The following is a 16,193-nucleotide window of genomic DNA, read 5'->3' on the forward strand; positions in this document are numbered from 1 at the left end:
GACCCGCCCCGCTGTAACTGGTCACGCCCCGCCGGTCGCGGGCCGGTTCGCCCGGGTGCCGCTACACAACCGCCACCGCGTGCGCGGCAGACATCGCGCGCGGTAACAACGTGCCCTCTTCCCATCGAACGAATCGGAGTCGATGATGACCAATCCCTATATCGCGCCCGCCGATCCACCCATGGCCGGCCGGGCGGCGGCATCGCTGCGCGATTACCCGGCCTTGCATGCCGCACCCTCCCACAGCACGATGTTCTCCGATCGGGAGATCGAAGCCCTCTTGCGCGCCCACGGCGACGAATGCGACAAGGGCGGATGCGCGCTGCGCCGACATCTCCTGCGGTTGCGCGATGAGCGCGAAGGGCGGCGAGCATGATCAGGCTGCCCGATTGGGTGAAAGTCGGTGCGCCCGTCCGGTTCCGGATGACCGGGCGAGACGAGTCCGACTGCACCATCACCGCGATCAGTTCCAGCGGGCGCGTCACTCTCTGCAATGGCGAATGCTTCGCCCCAGCCCACCTGACATCCGGAAGTCTCGATGCCACACGGTATTTCGAGAAACTCAACCGGCTCTCCGGGGTGACGAAGTCCGCTCGCAGCGGCTGACGAGAGCCGACATGACGCTGTGGAGCGGGGCAGTGGCCGCGCTCCACGGGTTCATGTCAGGCATTCAGTCGATCTTGACGCTCATCCCGTAGTCGATGGTGGCGTGGGACGGCGAGGAGATGGTGAGCCGGTAGGAACCGTTGACCGGCAGCACGACCCGGGTCCACTGGTGCTGGTAGGACAGGGTTCCGGTGGGGCCGGTGACGGTGACGGTCGCGTCGGACCAGTTCGGGCTCGCCTCGACGATCATCACCTGGCCGCCACGGGCGTCGACCTGGTAGGTGTCGTGGCTGAAGCCGGTCAGGCGGCCGCTGACATAGCCGTTGTCGGTGTTGTACGCGAAGTAGATCTGATGCACGTCGTCCGCGGAAGCCGGGCCGGCGCCGAGAATGGTGGCGGTCGAAGCGGCGGCGAGAACTGCGGCGGCGAGGAACTTCTCTTTCATGCTGCCAAGAGTCGGCGGACGCACCAATCAAATTCCAACAGAACACTATCGGAGCTCGTGGTTGTCGATTCCCACACCGCGACGCGCACGTCGTTGTAGGAACGTCGAACATCCCCGCAACCGCGAAAACGGCCACGGTCAACGTGCTCTGACCGGTCGCCCGGGTTCGGCTCAGGCCGCGCGCCGAACCCGGGCCCGGCTCAGGCCGCGCCCGATTCGAAGGCGCTCATGGTTCCGGCAACACTGTCCGGCTTCTCCCACGGAGCCGGTTCCGGGAAATACGACTCCAAGAATTCCGAGACCGCGCGCACCCGTTCGGTCTCCGGGACCTCGGGGAAACTGCCGTCATTGAGACAGAAGAAATCCACGTTCCGCCGCTTGGCCAAGCCGTCCAGCAGCGCCAGGCCGGTGTACGACGTGGTGTCCACATAGCGCATCTTGGCGGCCTCCTGCGGCACCGCGCGGCCGGTGAGCAGGGCGTAATAGTGGTAGAGCGAATTGGTCACCGAGATATCGGTGGCGGCGCGGAAACGGCTGGCCCGGGTGCGGGCGAAATCGTCCGCGAAGACCTGTTCCATTTCATGGAGAACGCTGCGGCGCAACGGGACCGGGGTGTGCTCCAGGTGACGGGTGATGACGTGGCCGAAGCGCCGGGCCAGCAGGGCGCGGTTCACGCGGGCCGCGTTCTCGAAGCCGCTACGGCGTTCGTCATTGGCCCCCGGACCGATGCGGGTACCCGCCTCGATATAGCGGCTGATGCCCGCCGGGGTGAAGAACATGGACGGGCGGACCGGACGCGCGAAGAACATGTCGTCGTTCGAATACAGGAAATGCTCCGACAGCCCCTCGATGTGCTGCAGCTGGCATTCCACCGCATGGGAATTGAAGACCGGCAGCCCACTGATATCCGAGAAATGGTCCACCGCACGGACGATGGTGACCTTCGGATCCTCGGCCAGCCAGTCCGGCACCCGGGAATCCGTGGCGATGAAGATGCGGCGGATCCACGGCGCGTTCTTGTGCACCGAGCGCAGGGCGTAGCGCAGCTCGTCGATCTGACGGATGCGGGCGTCCGCCGCATCGCCCTCCCCGACCACCACCTGCGCCATCATTCCCGCACGGCGGGCCCGGAATTCGGGGTCGGTGCCGTCCACCCACGAGAAGACCAGGTCGATGTCGAAGCCGACATCGGTCGGATTGGGGGTGAACATGCCCGCCAGGGTGGGCCAGCTGGCGTCGTAGAGCAGGACTGTGGCGGGCTCCACGTCGGCGACGTCGAAGACCATGCGGGTCAGGGCATTCGGACGCGGGCATTCGACCGTGTCGCCGTGGTACTCCCACAGTTCGAGTTCCACATGATGGGCCGGATCCAGGTCACGTCCGAGGCGGAAGACATTGTGCGGCTTCTCATTACAGGAGAACCCAGCGACCATCGCGGCCCCCAGTACCCGTCTCAGGGCCGCCCGGTGACCGCTGTCCACGGCCAGCACCAGGCGATGGTCGGCGTCGCGCACCAGCACGAACGGCACCTCAGCGGCGGCCAGTTCGCCACGCAGGTAACGCAGATCGTCGATCACCGCGTCGGACACCATCAGATTCGCCGCGGTCGCGCGCCCCACCATCTCCACCATTTCCGGCTGCTGCCCGGAACCCAGATCCACCATCACCGTCTCCACTCTCTTCGCTGTGTCCACCTCACGTTCGTGGCCTCGTCTCGGCGCGACCGGGCACCGGGCGGGACCCGGTGCCGGCGTGCGCCGTGAAATCTGTTGCGCAGTCAGAAGAACGGAGCGGACAGGGTGGTGCGGTGTGTGGTCCACGGTCGTCGCTGATACGGCCGGAATCCCATTCGCACTCACCTCACTCGTTCACATGGCGCCTGTCGCGCCGGTTGGCAAAAGCTGTCGCGTTCGTCGACGCCCGGGATGGACAAGCGACCTTCACCGGGCGGTCATCGGCCGGTTACTCGCGTGACCTCGTTCAGTCGAGGGACTGTTACGAATGATGCAACCGTTATCGCTTCTCGTCAATGTGTTTCCCCGCAGGTCCAGTGGTGTTTTCACAGTCGTAACGGACAAACCTCACGAGACGGGCAACACTCTGAGGTCGATTCGGACGCCAGCGGGCCAGCGCGGCAACGACATACACTTGCGGAGCACAGTCCAGCTCGCTGTGCGCAACCCGATGGTGAGGTGACGCGGATGGTAGCCGACGCGCGGGAACGTCAGGAACCCTCGACAGTGACGCGACCGGACGACGCCGGAACGCAAGAGACCGACCACCCCGAACTGGACATCCTACCCGAATGGCCGCAGGACACCATCGCGGTCCTGGTCACCACCGACCCCGCACCGCACGCCATCCCGGTCTCCTGGCCGGTGCGCGCCGGGGATCGCCGAATCCTGCTCAGCCTCAAGTCCGATCGCGGTTCCCTGGCCCGGCTGCGCAAGCAACCCGACATCGCGCTGCTGATCCTGGGCGGCGGCGATGTGGCACTGTGCGCCCGCGGCTCGGCGGCGGTGATCGCCGATCCCATGCCCGACGCGGACGACTACGCGGCGGTGGAATTGACCATCGAGGTGATCGACGATCATCGGCAATCGGCATTCGCGGTCGCCACGGGAATTCAGCGCACCGTCCTCGACGACAGCGAACTACGCTATCTGGAGAAACGAGTCGCGACGCTGAAAGTAATGGCGGCCGACCGCAACTGAGTATCGAAGGAGACCGTGTGTCTGTCAGCTTGGCCAAGGGCGGAAACGTTTCACTCTCCAAGCAGGCGCCGAACCTGACCAAGGTCGCGGTGGCGCTGGGCTGGGACGTGCGCACCACCACCGGCGCCGACTACGACCTGGATGCCAGCGCGCTGGCCTGCGGATCCAATCAGCGCGTGCTCTCGGACGCGCACTTCATCTTCTACAACAACCTGCGCTCCCCCGAGGGCACCATCGAACACACCGGCGACAACCTCACCGGCGCGGGCGACGGTGACGACGAGGTGATCAATGTCGACCTGGCCGCCATGCCGCCGACCATCACCAATATCTTCTTCCCCGTCTCCATCCACGAGGCCGACGTCCGCCGCCAGTCCTTCGGACAGGTCCGCAACGCCTACATCCGCGTGATCGACGCCGTCACCAGCGCCGAACTCGCCCGCTTCGACCTCACCGAGGACGCCTCCACCGAGACCGCCATGGTCTTCGGCGAGCTCTACCGCCATGGCCCCGAGTGGAAGTTCCGCGCCATCGGCCAGGGCTACGCCTCCGGCCTGGCCGGCATCGCCCGCGATTACGGCGTGAACGTGTGATCATCGCCTTCTCCGTGACACCGCTCGGCGTCGGCGAGGACGTGGGTCGCGCCGTCGCCGAAGCGGTACGGATCGTGCGGGCCAGTGGGCTGCCCAACGAGACCAATGCCATGTTCACCACCATCGAGGGTGACTGGGAGGAGGTCATGGCCGTGGTCAAACAGGCCACCGACGCGGTGATGGCCGTCGCGCCCCGATGCAGTCTCGTCCTGAAAGCCGACATCCGGCCGGGCGTCACCGGCGCCATGCAGGCCAAGGTCGACACGGTCGAGCGCTACCTCGCCGAGGACTGACGGACCGCAAGCCCTCAGTCTGTGACGCAATGATCACGTCAAAGTATTGACGCGTTTGTGCTGTTCGCGACGCCAACGTTGTCCGCCACCGATACCCGCGTACACGGCGGACACTCCGATCACGCTGAACCACCCGTACGACCGGACCGCATAGTTCGGTCAGCGGTCAGGCGATGCGCTGGCGAAGCCACGCGGGGATCTCGTCGCCGGCGCGGGGGTAGGTGGCGAGTTCGCGGCGGCATTCGTCGGGCTCGGGGATGGGGAGCCAGTCGGGGATGTCCTTGAAGGACAGGGTGAATTGGGCCTTGGTGGAGGCGGCGCGCAGGACCACCTGGCCGCTGAGCCAGGTGCCGGTCATCGGGTCGTAGCAGACTTCCTTGAGCCGGTTGAGGAGCGCGAGGACCTCCTCCGAGGGCTGGAGCTCATCGGCGTGATCGGCCTCGGGGTCGGTCATCTCCAGCTGGATGCCGGCGTGACCGTCGTCGCCGACCAGGGAGAACCACAGCACCGCGAGATTCCAGCTCGCCGGAAGCGCGTCGGTGAGAGCACTGACGAGCGCACTCTCCACCATGTCGCGATCGGGCGAGCGCGGCGGGGGCGGCGGCGCGTCGGCGGGCGCGTCCTCGACGGCGAGCACGGACAGACCCGGATGATGGTCCCGCATGACGTCCACCACCATCTGCACCGGCACCGGCAGGCGCTCGGCCACGATGAACAATCGGCGGTCCGGATTCCGGCGCGCGATAACATCACCGAGTGCCTGTACACGGTCACGGAATTCGGCGGGATCACGCAGCACCACCTCCGCGAACATCTCCGCGCGACCGCCCTTGCGCAACCGCCCGATACCCAGGCGCACCCGCTCCACCTCCGCCCACGCCACATGCGGGAAACCGCGATAGGTGAAGCCCTGATCGGTGACCAGCAGCGTCGGCTGCGGGCGGAGCAGATCCTCGAGCATGGCGTACACCCCGAAACCGAACAACGCCATGGCCAATCCACCGAGCACCCGCATGACCAACTGTTGATCACCGTCGAAGACCACGAAACCCGGTAGCGCGGTCATCAATAGGAAGAACACCAGCGCGATGATCGCGCCCATCCGCGGCGGGTAGTACTCGGTGATCGATTCACGCCCCGAAGCATGCACCCCTCTGACGCTAGCCGAAACGCGCCGAAGGCAACACCGCCGTTATCGTCCGGCATCGCGTCCGCAACGCGCGGCCCATCCGCCGAGCCGGAACCCGTTCAGCCGCGCGGCCAGTACCGATGCCAGTCCGCGGCGGTCAGCGCCCGACGCTCACCACGATCGATTTCCGCGGCGTCCTCGGCGGCGCGAACGGCCGTGGCGAACGCGAGAGTGGCCTTGCGCAGCCGCTCTTCGGCACTGTCCGGGCCGCCGAGTTCCACGACCCGCAGCGCACCCGGAATCAGATCCTCGGGTAAACCGGCCTTGATACCGCGCGAACGGACCTTCTCCGCCAGCGCCAGCGCGGGCTGCGCCATGGCAATACCGTCCAGGCAGGAGCGCCGCGCCTTCTCCGCGGATTTACGCTCCTCCCAAGCCTTTTCCTGCGCCGCGATCTTGTCCGCGACCGCCGCGGCCGGATCGAAGGCGTTGTCGATCAGGTGCGGACTGCGGTGCACCAGCTTGGCCACCAGCGCCGCTGCCACCTCGGCAACCGTGAATTCCCCTGCGGCCTCGGCGATCCGGGAGTGGAACAGCACCTGCAGCAGCAGGTCGCCGAGTTCCTCCTTGATGGTCTCGGCGTCCTCGTCCTGAATCGCGTCGAGCAGCTCGTAGGTCTCCTCCAGCAGGTAGGGCCGCAGCGAATCGTGCGTCTGCGTCACCTCCCAGCCGCCGAAGTTCCACAGCCGGTCCATCACCTCGACCGCGTCGCCCAGTGCCGCGGTCATCCGCGCGATATCCGCCACCGCCTCGGTGGTGAGGCCATCCCCTGCGGTCATCGCGGAGCCAGCACCTCCGCGGCGACCTTGACATCCACTGCGCCCGGGGCCTTTCCGTCCAGGGCGAGAAGCAGGTCGGCGACGAACTGGAGCACCTGGACATCGCGGACCCTCGCCGCGCCGACGCTGTCCTCCACGCGCGGCAGCGGCAGCTGGACGATGCCGGTCGCCGCGCGATAGGTGGCGTTCGGGTACAGCCGCTTCAGCCGCAGCTGCTTGGAATCCGGGAGCTGCAGCGGCGACACCTTCAACGTCGTTCCGGTGACGCCGATCTCGGCGATGGCGTACTCGCGGGCCAGCAGCCGCAACTTGGCGACCGAGACCAGGCGGCCTACCTCCACCGGGAGCGGGCCGTAGCGGTCCACCAGCTCCTCGACCACCGCCGACAGCGCCGAATCGTCCTGGGCGGCAGCAAGTTTGCGGTACGCCTCCAGGCGTAGCCGGTCGGAGGCGATGTAGTCGGGCGGGATGTGCGCGTCGACCGGCAGGTCGATGCGGACCTCCTTGACCTCCTCGTCCACCGTGATCGGGCGGCCGTCGGCAGCGGCCCGATAGGCCTCCACCGCCTCGCCCACCAGGCGTACGTACAGGTCGAAGCCGACGCCGGCGACATGGCCGGACTGCTCGGCGCCCAGCACATTGCCCGCGCCGCGAATCTCCAAGTCCTTCATGGCCACCGCCATACCGGCACCCAGGTCCGAGTTCTGCGAGATGGTCGCGAGGCGGTCGTACGCGGTCTCGGTGAGCGGCTTCTCCGGCGGGTACAGGAAGTAGGCGTAACCGCGTTCGCGGGACCGGCCGACCCGGCCGCGCAGCTGGTGCAGCTGCGAAAGCCCCAGGGCGTCGGCGCGTTCCACGATCAGGGTATTGGCATTGGAGATGTCCAGACCGGTCTCGATGATGGTGGTACACACCAGGACATCGAATTCCCGCTCCCAGAAGCCCTGCACGGTCTTCTCGAGCATGTCCTCGTTCATCTGCCCGTGCGCGACCACGACTCGCGCCTCCGGCACCAGGTCGCGAATCCGCTTGGCCGCCTTGTCGATCGACGACACCCGGTTGTGCACGTAGAACACCTGGCCGTCACGCAGCAGCTCACGGCGGATGGCCGCGGCCACCTGCTTGTCGTTGTACGCGCCCACATAGGTGAGTACCGGATGCCGCTCCTCCGGCGGGGTGAGGATGGTCGACATCTCGCGAATACCGGCGAGGGACATCTCCAGCGTGCGCGGAATCGGCGTGGCGGACATGGTCAGCACGTCCACGTGGGTGCGCAGCGCCTTGATGTGCTCCTTGTGCTCGACGCCGAACCGCTGCTCCTCGTCGATGATGACCAGGCCCAGATCCTTCCAGCGCACCCCGGTCTGCAACAGGCGGTGAGTGCCCACCACGATGTCGACATCCTTGGTGGTCATGCCCTCCAGGATCTCCCGTGACTCGGCCGCGTCGGTGAAGCGGGACAGGCCCTTCACCACTACCGGGAAACCGGCCATCCGCTCGGTGAAGGTCTGCAGATGCTGTTGCGCCAGCAGCGTGGTCGGCACCAGCACCGCCACCTGCTTGCCATCCTGCACCGCCTTGAACGCCGCGCGCACCGCGATCTCGGTCTTGCCGTAACCGACGTCGCCGCAGATGACGCGGTCCATTGGGACCGCCTTCTCCATATCGGACTTCACCTCGGCGATGGCCGAGAGCTGATCGACGGTCTCGGTGAACGCGAAAGCGTCCTCCATCTCCTGCTGCCACGGAGTGTCCGAGCCGAAGGCGTGACCCGGCGCGGCCTGCCGGGCGGCGTAGAGCTGCACCAGCTCGGTGGCGATCTCACGAACGGCCTTGCGCGCCTTGCGTTTCGTATTGGCCCAGTCGGAACCGCCCAGTTTGGACAGCGACGGCATCTCGCCACCGACATAGCGCGACAGCTGATCCAGCGAATCCATCGGCACGAACAACCGGTCCCCGGGCTGGCCGCGCTTGCTCGGCGCGTACTCGATGACCAGGTACTCGCGGCGCGCACCGCCGACGGTCCGCTCGATCATCTCCACGAAACGGCCGATGCCGTGCTGATCGTGCACCACCATGTCGCCCGCGGTCAGGGCCAGCGGATCGACCTGATTGCGGCGACGCGCGGGCAGCTTCTTGCCCTCGCCGGGGGCGGTGACCCGGTTGCCGGTGAGATCGGATTCCGCGATCACCACCAGCTTGGCGTCGTCGAACACCACACCGTCGTGCAGCGAACCGCACAGCACGCCGACCAGACCGCGCACCGGCTCGGCGCCCGCCTCCAGTGCCGCGGCGGGCACCTCGGCGTCGGCGAGACGTTCCAGAATGCGTTGCGCCGTACCGTGTCCGGCCACCACGATGACCGCGCGGCCACCGGTGGCGACATGCGCGCGCAGCGACGCGAAGATGGTGGCGACCAGTTCCTCGGAACCACGCGCGGAGGCCGCTGCCAGCACCGGCAGCGCGATCTCCTGCGGATCGTCGGCGGCCAGCGGGCTCAGCGTCCACCAGGGCAGGCCGCGCCGCTCGGCATCGGCGCGCACAACGTCCAGGCCCCGATAGCCGGAGGCGGCCAGATCCAGCCCGTGCGCGCCCAGCGGCGCGGCGCCGCCGAAGGAGGCCGCCGTCCATGACGCCTCCAGGAACTCCTGCCCGGTGCGGACCAGGTCGGCGGCGCGGGTGCGGACCTTCTCCGGATCGCACAGCAGCACATGGGCTTCCGCGGGCAGCGCGTCCACCAGCAGTTGCAGCTCACCGGGCTGCAGCACCGGCAGCAGCGCCTCCATGCCCTCGACCGGCACGCCCTGGGAGATCTTTTCCAACATCTCCACCAGCGCGGCATCGGCCGGATTCTCGGCGGCCACCTGGGCGGCACGCTCGCGCAGGGCATCGGTGAGCAGCAGCTCGCGGCACGGCGGCGCGACCACCAGATCGATCGGCACCTCGTGGATCGAGCGCTGGTCCTGCACCGAGAAGGCGCGCACCTCGGAGACCTCGTCGCCCCAGAACTCCACGCGCACCGGATGATCCGCCGTCGGCGGGAAGACGTCCAGAATGCCGCCGCGCACCGCGAACTCGCCGCGCTTGCCGACCATGTCGACGCGCTCGTAGGCGAATTCCACCAGCCGAGCGAGCAATCGATCGAAGTCGAACTCGGCGCCGCGGCGCAGCACGATGGGCTCGATCTCCCCCAGCCCCGCCGCCATCGGCTGCATGAGCGAGCGCACCGTGGTGACCACCACCCGCAGCGGCCCCGCGAAGCCCGGATCCTCCGGATGCGCCAGCCGGCGCAGCACCTGCAACCGGCGGCCGACCGTGTCCGCGCCCGGAGAGAGCCGCTCGTGCGGCAGCGTCTCCCAGGACGGGAACAGCGCGACCGTGTCGCCCAGCATCTCCGTCAGCTCGACGGCCAGATCGTCGGCCTCGCGCCCGGTGGCCGTCACCACCAGCAGCGGGCGCTGCCCGGCAATGGTGGTCGCCACGAACGGCCGCACCGCCGACGGGGCGACCAGCATCGCCGACTCCCGGCCGATCAGGCTCGTGACCTGCGCCAGCGCGGCGTCGGCACCGGCCACCGCAGCCAGTCCCGCCAGAGGTGGACGTTGGGTGGTCATGGGGCGGACTCCTCGGCGCAGATCAGCGTTGCAGACGGCCAACCGAGTCTAATCACCCACGGTGACAGCTTCAGCAGGCAGACGTACTCGATGACCCGCCCGGGAGCCCGGGGTGCGGGCGGGCGACTGATTTCGCCGCCCGAGCGGGGCCGGAGCCTGTGATAACAATGGTCAGCGGGAGGAGGTCCGGGGCTCGGCCCGCTGTGACCAGAACACCCGGGTCCAGGGGACAGCATGACCACACCGCCACCCGCTCCACCCAGCGGCGGCCGACCCGATCACCACACCAATCCACCGCCTTCCGACAGCCAGTGGGCCCCCACCGAGCAGTGGCAAGGACAACCGGTCCAACCGCCCGCCCAGCCTCGAGGGCAGTACCCGCCGCAGCAGCAATTCGGGCAGCCGCAGGAGCAATTCGGGCAGGCTGCAGGCCAAAATGGTCCTGCGCAGGAGTACCCGCCACGGGAAGTCGGTGCGCCGCAGGGGCCTGACGTCGATCCGTACGCACAGTTCGGTTCCCCGCGGGCACAGTTCAGTGCGCAGCAGGCACAATTCAGTGCGCAGCAGGCACAGTTCAGTGCGCAGCAGTACCAATTCGGTGCCCCACAAAACCAGTTCAGCGCCCCACAAAACCAGTCCGGCGCCCCGCAGAACCAGTTCGGTTCGCCGCAAGGGCAATTCGGGCAGCAGCCGCCCTTCCCCGCGCCGGGGCAGTACGGCGTGCAACCGCCACCGGTCGCACAGCCGTTGGGGCGCAACAAGAATCGGATGATCCTGCCGGCGCTGGCCGGAGTCGTGGTGCTGGCGGTAGGTGCGGTGATCGCCGTGGTGGCGACCCGATCCGATGATTCGGGCGGTACGCAGGCCCAGACCACGGCGACCTCGAGCGCGGCCGCCACCACCAAAACCGGTGCGGGCAAGAACGATCCGGCCGCGCTGGTGCTGGCGGTCGACGACCTGCCGGTCGGCTGGACCGAGGACACCAAGAAGGAGCAACAGACCAACGGCGGCACCGACGAGGCCCGCGTCTCGGGCGAGACCCCGGACTGCACCGCGAAGCTGAAGAAGGAAGCCGCCCCGCCCGCGACCAAGCCGACGGCCAAGGCCACCTCCGCCTTCGGCCAGAAGGGCGGATACGGCGGCGCCTCGGTGACGACGACGGTCGCGTTCCGCCCGCAGAGCGAGATCCAGAGCGAGTTCGACGAGGAGAAGGACGCCTCCGACAGCTGCCCGACGGTGATCTACGACGGCATGCAGATCGTCTACACGAAGATCCCGAACATTCCGGCGGTCGGCGACGCGATCATCGGCTACCAGATGGACGCCACCGCGGCCGGCGGCGGACAGGCCCGCGGCCTGCACTACGTGTGCCGGTCCGGCGGCAAGATCTGGTATTTCGACTACAACGCCAACGTCAACGACTACCATGCCGACGAGGCCAACCGCCTGTTCACCAAGGCCCTCACCAAGTGGCAGACGGGGATCAAGTAGCCGATCGGTGAAACCGGCTGCGCCGCAGGCCGATCGAAACCGGCCGCACCGCAGGACTGCTCGCTACGCGCGCACGCTCACTGCACGTAGCGACGCAGCCGCCGGGCCGCGAATTCGCGGAAGTAGGCGACCTTCTCCTCGGGCACGATGCTCGGCAGCAGGAAGTACCAGGCCCGCTCCATGCGGCTCGCCATCTGATCGATGGACTCCGTGCTGACCGCGACGATGTGGACGCCCGTGGTCATCTCCTGCAGCAGCAGGCCGATGGTATCGGGATCCAGATCGGGTTTGAGATCCCCCTGGGCGATCGCGCGTTCGGCGAGCAAACGGTGCGTCTCACCCCACGTCTTGGCGATATTGTCGCCGGTCGCGCCGCGGTAGTCGCCGATCTGGTGGGTGAGCTTGAGCATCGCGCCGACCATCGGATCGTTCATGGTGAGATCGGCGACCACATAGGTGATCCCGATGCACGCCTCCAGCGCCGGCACCCGCGGATCGAAGAATCCCTGGCATGCGCTGACCAGTCGCTCGTTGCCCTGATCGACGACCGCGCGGGCCAGTTCTTCCTTGGATCCGAAGTGAAAGTACAACGCGCCCTTGGTCACATTCGACTGCGCGATGATCTCGGACAGGGACGCGTTCGCGTAGCCCAGTCGCAGAAAGACATCGGCAGCGCCCGCGAGCACGGAATCGCGAGTGATCTCCGCACGCGCTTGCCTAGCCATCAGAGCCGCCTGTCATCAAACCAGCCATCCTGAAGTAGACCGATATCCCGAAGTTGACCGACATCACAGTTCGAACAGCACTCGAAGGATGGGTGAACCGTACCACCCGGCTGCGCGCTGCCAGCCGATTCGAGCATTCGACCCGTCCTCCTTCGCAATTCGCTGGTTAACTGTCCAGTTCTGCCCCGCTAGGACAGACATATCAGACTGAATTCAGACCGCCGGGTTCTATAACCCTTTGCCGCTCGGCCATTCCGACGCCAGTTCGGGTTCCGCTTCCAGATGCGTGAGGCCGTTCCAGCACAGGTTGACCAGGTGCGCGGCCACCACTTCCTTCGACGGCTGGCGCTCGTCCAGCCACCACGTCGCCGCCGTCGCAACCATTCCCACCAGCGCCTGCCCGTACAACGTCGCCAGATTCGGGTCCAGCCCGCGGCGCTCGAAATCCCCGGCGAGAATGTGCGCCACCTGATTCACGGCCTCGTTCAGCAGACTCGAGTACGTGCCCTCCGCCGCCGACACCGGCTGATCCCGCATCAGGATCCGGAAGCCGTCGGTCCGCTCCTCCATATAGGTGAGCAACGCCAGCGTCACCTGCTCGAGCCGCACCCGCGAACGGTTCTGGGTCAGCGACGAGGTGATCATCTCCAGCAACGTCGACATCTCCCGGTCGACCACCACGGCGTAGAGCCCCTCCTTGCCGCCGAAGTGCTCGTACACCACCGGTTTCGACACCTGGGCGCGCGCCGCGATCTCCTCTATCGAGGTGGCGTCGTACCCCCGCTCCGCGAACAGCGCCCGGCCGATCTCGATGAGCTGCTGGCGGCGCTGGGTGCCGGTCATACGCGGCCGCGCCGGCTTGGAGCCCTCGCCCGTCGTCATCGCCACCTGCCCTTTCGCCCTGCCCCCGAGCACCTTTGCAGGGGGTGCGGGGCCCTCGGCCGCCGCGCATTCGTACGTAGCCTATAGACAGACACGTTCGAATCTATGTAAGCGGTTCGACGTGGAGGCGTACTTCATGCGAGGATCAGACCCGCATGAAGCGCCAATCCGCCGTGGTGTAATGGCAGCACAACTGATTTTGGTTCAGTTTGTCCAGGTTCGAGTCCTGGCGGCGGAGCTCGCGAGCAGGGTCGATATGGTTGGCCCCGCACAACATCGCTGACCCACACTGTGGCGTTGACCCGCACTGTGGCCCAGCACAACCTGACTCAGCACATGATGACCGGCAGCCGAGGGAGATCCATGCCACAGCAGACCGCCGTCGTCGTTCTCGCCGCCGGAGCCGGAACCCGAATGCGGTCCAAGACACCCAAGGTGTTGCACCCGCTCGCCGGTCGGAGCATGCTCGCCCACGCGCTGCATGCCGCGCACGAGATCGACCCGACGGCGCTCATCACCGTGATCGGACACGACCGTGAACAGGTCGGCGACGCGGTCGGCAAGGTGGGTGCCGAACTGGGCCGCCAGATCACCCTGGCGGTGCAGGATGAACAGCGCGGCACCGGGCACGCCGTGCAGTGCGCGCTCGCCTCGCTGCCGGAGAACTTCACCGGCGACGTCCTCGTCACCTATGCCGACGTGCCACTGCTGGACGGGCACACGCTGCACGCGCTGCTCGACGAACACCGCAGCTACTCGGACGGATCCGCCGTCACCGTACTGACTTTCGAGCCCGAGGACCCCAACGGCTACGGGCGCATCGTGCGTGACGCCGAGGGCCAAGTGCTGGAGATCGTCGAGCACGCCGACGCCAGCCCGGCACAGGCGGCCATCACCGAGGTCAACTCCGGCGTCTACGTCTTCGACGCGGCCGTGCTGCGAATCATGATCTCGCGCATCGACACCGCCAACGCCCGCCACGAGCTGTACCTCACCGACGTGCTCAAGCTGGCCCGCGAGGCCGGGCACCCGGTGCACGGCGCGCGGCTGATCGATTCCGCCAAGGTCACCGGCGTGAACGACCGGGTGCAGCTGGCCGGCGCCGCCCGCACCCTGAACCGCTACATCCTGGAACGGCACATGCGCGCCGGGGTCACCATCATCGACCCGGGCAGCACCTGGATCGACGGCAATGTGGTCATCGGCCGCGACGCGATCATCCGGCCGGGCGTACAGCTGTTGGGCGACACCGTGATCGGCGAGGACGCCGAGATCGGACCCGACTGCACGCTCACGGACGTGACCGTCGGCGACGGCGCCAAGGTGGTGCGCACGCACGGCGAGAAGTCGAGCATCGGCCCGGGCGCCAGCGTCGGCCCCTTCGCCTATCTGCGGCCCGGCACCTCGCTCGGCGCCGAGGGCAAGATCGGCGGCTTCGTCGAGACCAAGAACGCCACCATCGGCGCGCACTCCAAGGTCCCGCACCTCACCTATGTGGGCGACGCCACCATCGGCGAATACAGCAATATCGGGGCGTCCAGCGTCTTCGTCAATTACGACGGGGTCAAGAAGCACCACACGACGGTCGGCTCGCACGTGCGCACGGGCAGCGACACCATGTTCGTCGCGCCGATCACCGTGGGTGACGGCGCGTATTCGGCGGCGGGTACTGTACTGCGCAGAAGCGTTCCCCCGGGAGCGCTCGCGGTGTCGGGTGGAGCACAACGCAACATTGACGGCTGGGTGCAGCGCAATCGCCCCGGCACCGATGCAGCCCGCGCGGCCGAAGCGGCTCTCGCGGCGCTCCCGGATGATCCGCCGGGAACCACCGAGATATCCAACGAGCAAAAGGATGGCGAACGTCAGTGACCGCGTTCTCTACCGATAACCAGAAGAATCTGATGCTGTTCTCGGGGCGCGCTCATCCTGAGCTCGCCGAGGCGGTGGCCAAGGAACTCAACGTCCACGTCACTCCCCAGACCGCACGCGACTTCGCGAACGGTGAGACATTCGTCCGGTTCGAGGAATCGGTCCGCGGCTCCGACGCTTTCGTGCTGCAGAGCTTCCCGGCCCCGCTGAACCAGTGGGTCATGGAACACCTGATCATGATCGACGCGCTCAAGCGCGGTTCGGCCAAGCGCATCACCTCGGTGCTGCCCTTCTACCCCTACGCCCGCCAGGACAAGAAGCACCGCGGCCGCGAGCCCATCTCGGCCCGCCTGATCGCGGACCTGCTCAAGACCGCGGGCGCGGACCGCATCATCACCATCGACCTGCACACCGATCAGATCCAGGGCTTCTTCGACGGCCCGGTCGATCACATGCACGCGCAGGTGCAGCTGGCCGAGCACATCCGCAACAACTACGACCTGTCCAACATCACGGTCGTCTCCCCCGACGCCGGCCGCGTGAAGGTCGCCGAGAAGTGGGCCAACTCGCTGGCCGACGCGCCGATGGCGTTCATCCACAAGACCCGCGACCCGCTGGTCCCCAACCAGACCGTCTCCAACCGCGTGGTCGGTGAGGTCGAGGGCCGCACCTGCATCCTGATCGACGACATGATCGACACCGGCGGCACCATCGCCGGCGCCGTCAAGGTGCTCAAGGCGGCCGGCGCGGGCGACGTGGTCATCGCCGCCACCCACGGCATCCTGTCCGACCCGGCCGCCGAGCGTCTCGCCAACTGCGGGGCCAAAGAGGTCGTGGTGACCAACACCCTGCCGATCGAAGAGGCCAAGAAGTTCCCGACGCTGACCGTGCTGTCGATCGCCCCGCTGCTGGCGCAGACCATCCGCGAGGTCTTCGAAAACGGTTCCGTCACCGGCCTTTTCAACGGGAACGCGTAACCGGTCCGTCCGACTT

At 67.2% G+C, this 16,193-nt stretch carries 14 protein-coding genes and 1 tRNA gene; 8 read left to right on the top strand and 7 right to left on the bottom strand.

All coding sequences use genetic code 11. The features are described from left to right. The first annotated feature begins 142 nt into the window (after positions 1–142). Entirely contained in the window at positions 143–376 is a 234-nt protein-coding gene (locus ON33_RS24285) for a hypothetical protein (protein ID WP_040861385.1), read from the top strand. A gap of 294 nt (positions 377–670) precedes the next feature. Here the strand turns inward: ON33_RS24285 and ON33_RS24295 are convergent, their stop codons facing one another. Continuing rightward, entirely contained in the window at positions 671–1,051 is a 381-nt protein-coding gene (locus tag ON33_RS24295) for a hypothetical protein (protein ID WP_040861387.1), read from the bottom strand. Positions 1,052–1,251: 200 nt separating this feature from the next. Next, positions 1,252–2,682, bottom strand: a complete 1,431-nt coding sequence (locus ON33_RS24300) for a stealth family protein (RefSeq protein ID WP_245550692.1) — start codon at positions 2,680–2,682, stop codon at positions 1,252–1,254. 609 nt (positions 2,683–3,291) lie between these two features. Between ON33_RS24300 and ON33_RS24305 the strand changes: the two genes are divergently transcribed. The 3 genes from ON33_RS24305 to ON33_RS24315 are packed head-to-tail and all read left to right on the top strand — an operon-like array spanning position 3,292 to position 4,651. Next, positions 3,292–3,765, top strand: coding sequence for a hypothetical protein (locus ON33_RS24305; protein ID WP_040861388.1), 474 nt, complete (start codon positions 3,292–3,294; stop codon positions 3,763–3,765). A gap of 17 nt (positions 3,766–3,782) precedes the next feature. Continuing rightward, a complete protein-coding gene (locus ON33_RS24310; RefSeq protein WP_040861389.1) occupies positions 3,783–4,358 on the top strand; it encodes a TerD family protein in 576 nt (191 codons plus the stop codon). Further along, positions 4,355–4,651: an MTH1187 family thiamine-binding protein gene (locus tag ON33_RS24315; RefSeq protein ID WP_040861390.1), complete on the top strand. Its 297-nt coding sequence runs from the start codon at positions 4,355–4,357 to the stop codon at positions 4,649–4,651. Before ON33_RS24310 ends, ON33_RS24315 begins: the two co-directional genes overlap by 4 nt. A gap of 166 nt (positions 4,652–4,817) precedes the next feature. On the opposite strand, the gene ON33_RS38520 is transcribed toward ON33_RS24315, so the two are convergent. The 3 genes from ON33_RS38520 to mfd all read right to left on the bottom strand — a co-directional run bounded on the left by ON33_RS38520 (position 4,818) and on the right by mfd (position 10,233). Next, entirely contained in the window at positions 4,818–5,801 is a 984-nt protein-coding gene (locus ON33_RS38520; protein ID WP_157184705.1) for a hypothetical protein, read from the bottom strand. A 98-nt stretch (positions 5,802–5,899) separates the two neighbouring features. Continuing rightward, complete coding sequence (locus tag ON33_RS24325; RefSeq protein ID WP_040861391.1) at positions 5,900–6,619, bottom strand: nucleoside triphosphate pyrophosphohydrolase; 720 nt, start codon at positions 6,617–6,619, stop codon at positions 5,900–5,902. After that, positions 6,616–10,233, bottom strand: a complete 3,618-nt coding sequence (gene mfd / locus ON33_RS24330; RefSeq protein ID WP_040861392.1) for a transcription-repair coupling factor — start codon at positions 10,231–10,233, stop codon at positions 6,616–6,618. Before mfd ends, ON33_RS24325 begins: the two co-directional genes overlap by 4 nt. A 768-nt stretch (positions 10,234–11,001) precedes the next feature. On the opposite strand from mfd, the gene ON33_RS24340 reads away from it, so the two are divergent. Continuing rightward, a complete protein-coding gene (locus ON33_RS24340) occupies positions 11,002–11,724 on the top strand; it encodes a hypothetical protein (protein WP_040861394.1) in 723 nt (240 codons plus the stop codon). Positions 11,725–11,801: 77 nt separating this feature from the next. On the opposite strand, the gene ON33_RS24345 is transcribed toward ON33_RS24340, so the two are convergent. Continuing rightward, positions 11,802–12,449 carry a TetR family transcriptional regulator gene (locus tag ON33_RS24345; protein ID WP_040861395.1) on the bottom strand — a complete coding sequence of 216 codons (648 nt, stop codon included), beginning with the start codon at positions 12,447–12,449 and terminating at the stop codon, positions 11,802–11,804. A gap of 228 nt (positions 12,450–12,677) precedes the next feature. Next, a complete protein-coding gene (locus ON33_RS24350; RefSeq protein ID WP_040861417.1) occupies positions 12,678–13,292 on the bottom strand; it encodes a TetR/AcrR family transcriptional regulator in 615 nt (204 codons plus the stop codon). A 206-nt stretch (positions 13,293–13,498) separates the two neighbouring features. Here ON33_RS24350 and ON33_RS24355 point away from each other — a divergent pair. The 3 genes from ON33_RS24355 (at position 13,499) to ON33_RS24365 (ending at position 16,177) form a co-directional block, all read left to right on the top strand. After that, positions 13,499–13,569, top strand: a tRNA-Gln gene (locus ON33_RS24355). Between the two features lie 125 nt (positions 13,570–13,694). Beyond that, complete coding sequence (gene glmU / locus ON33_RS24360; protein ID WP_040861396.1) at positions 13,695–15,200, top strand: bifunctional UDP-N-acetylglucosamine diphosphorylase/glucosamine-1-phosphate N-acetyltransferase GlmU; 1,506 nt, start codon at positions 13,695–13,697, stop codon at positions 15,198–15,200. After that, entirely contained in the window at positions 15,197–16,177 is a 981-nt protein-coding gene (locus tag ON33_RS24365) for a ribose-phosphate diphosphokinase (protein WP_040861397.1), read from the top strand. Before glmU ends, ON33_RS24365 begins: the two co-directional genes overlap by 4 nt. Positions 16,178–16,193: the final 16 nt, after the last annotated feature.

The sequence above is a fragment of the Nocardia niigatensis NBRC 100131 genome (assembly GCF_000308655.1).
GTDB classification, from domain to species: Bacteria; Actinomycetota; Actinomycetes; order Mycobacteriales; family Mycobacteriaceae; genus Nocardia; species Nocardia niigatensis.

Excerpts from the sequence above, each read along its gene's own strand:
- ON33_RS24285 (WP_040861385.1), top strand. The coding sequence starts at position 143 with ATGATGACCAATCCCTATATCGCGCCCGCCGATCCACCCATGGCCGGC.
- mfd (WP_040861392.1), bottom strand. The coding sequence starts at position 10,233 with ATGACCACCCAACGTCCACCTCTGGCGGGACTGGCTGCGGTGGCCGGT.
- ON33_RS24295 (WP_040861387.1), bottom strand. The coding sequence starts at position 1,051 with ATGAAAGAGAAGTTCCTCGCCGCCGCAGTTCTCGCCGCCGCTTCGACC.
- glmU (WP_040861396.1), top strand. The coding sequence starts at position 13,695 with ATGCCACAGCAGACCGCCGTCGTCGTTCTCGCCGCCGGAGCCGGAACC.
- ON33_RS24345 (WP_040861395.1), bottom strand. The coding sequence starts at position 12,449 with ATGGCTAGGCAAGCGCGTGCGGAGATCACTCGCGATTCCGTGCTCGCG.
- ON33_RS24325 (WP_040861391.1), bottom strand. The coding sequence starts at position 6,619 with ATGACCGCAGGGGATGGCCTCACCACCGAGGCGGTGGCGGATATCGCG.
- ON33_RS24340 (WP_040861394.1), top strand. The coding sequence starts at position 11,002 with ATGATCCTGCCGGCGCTGGCCGGAGTCGTGGTGCTGGCGGTAGGTGCG.
- ON33_RS24350 (WP_040861417.1), bottom strand. The coding sequence starts at position 13,292 with ATGACCGGCACCCAGCGCCGCCAGCAGCTCATCGAGATCGGCCGGGCG.
- ON33_RS24300 (WP_245550692.1), bottom strand. The coding sequence starts at position 2,682 with ATGGTGGAGATGGTGGGGCGCGCGACCGCGGCGAATCTGATGGTGTCC.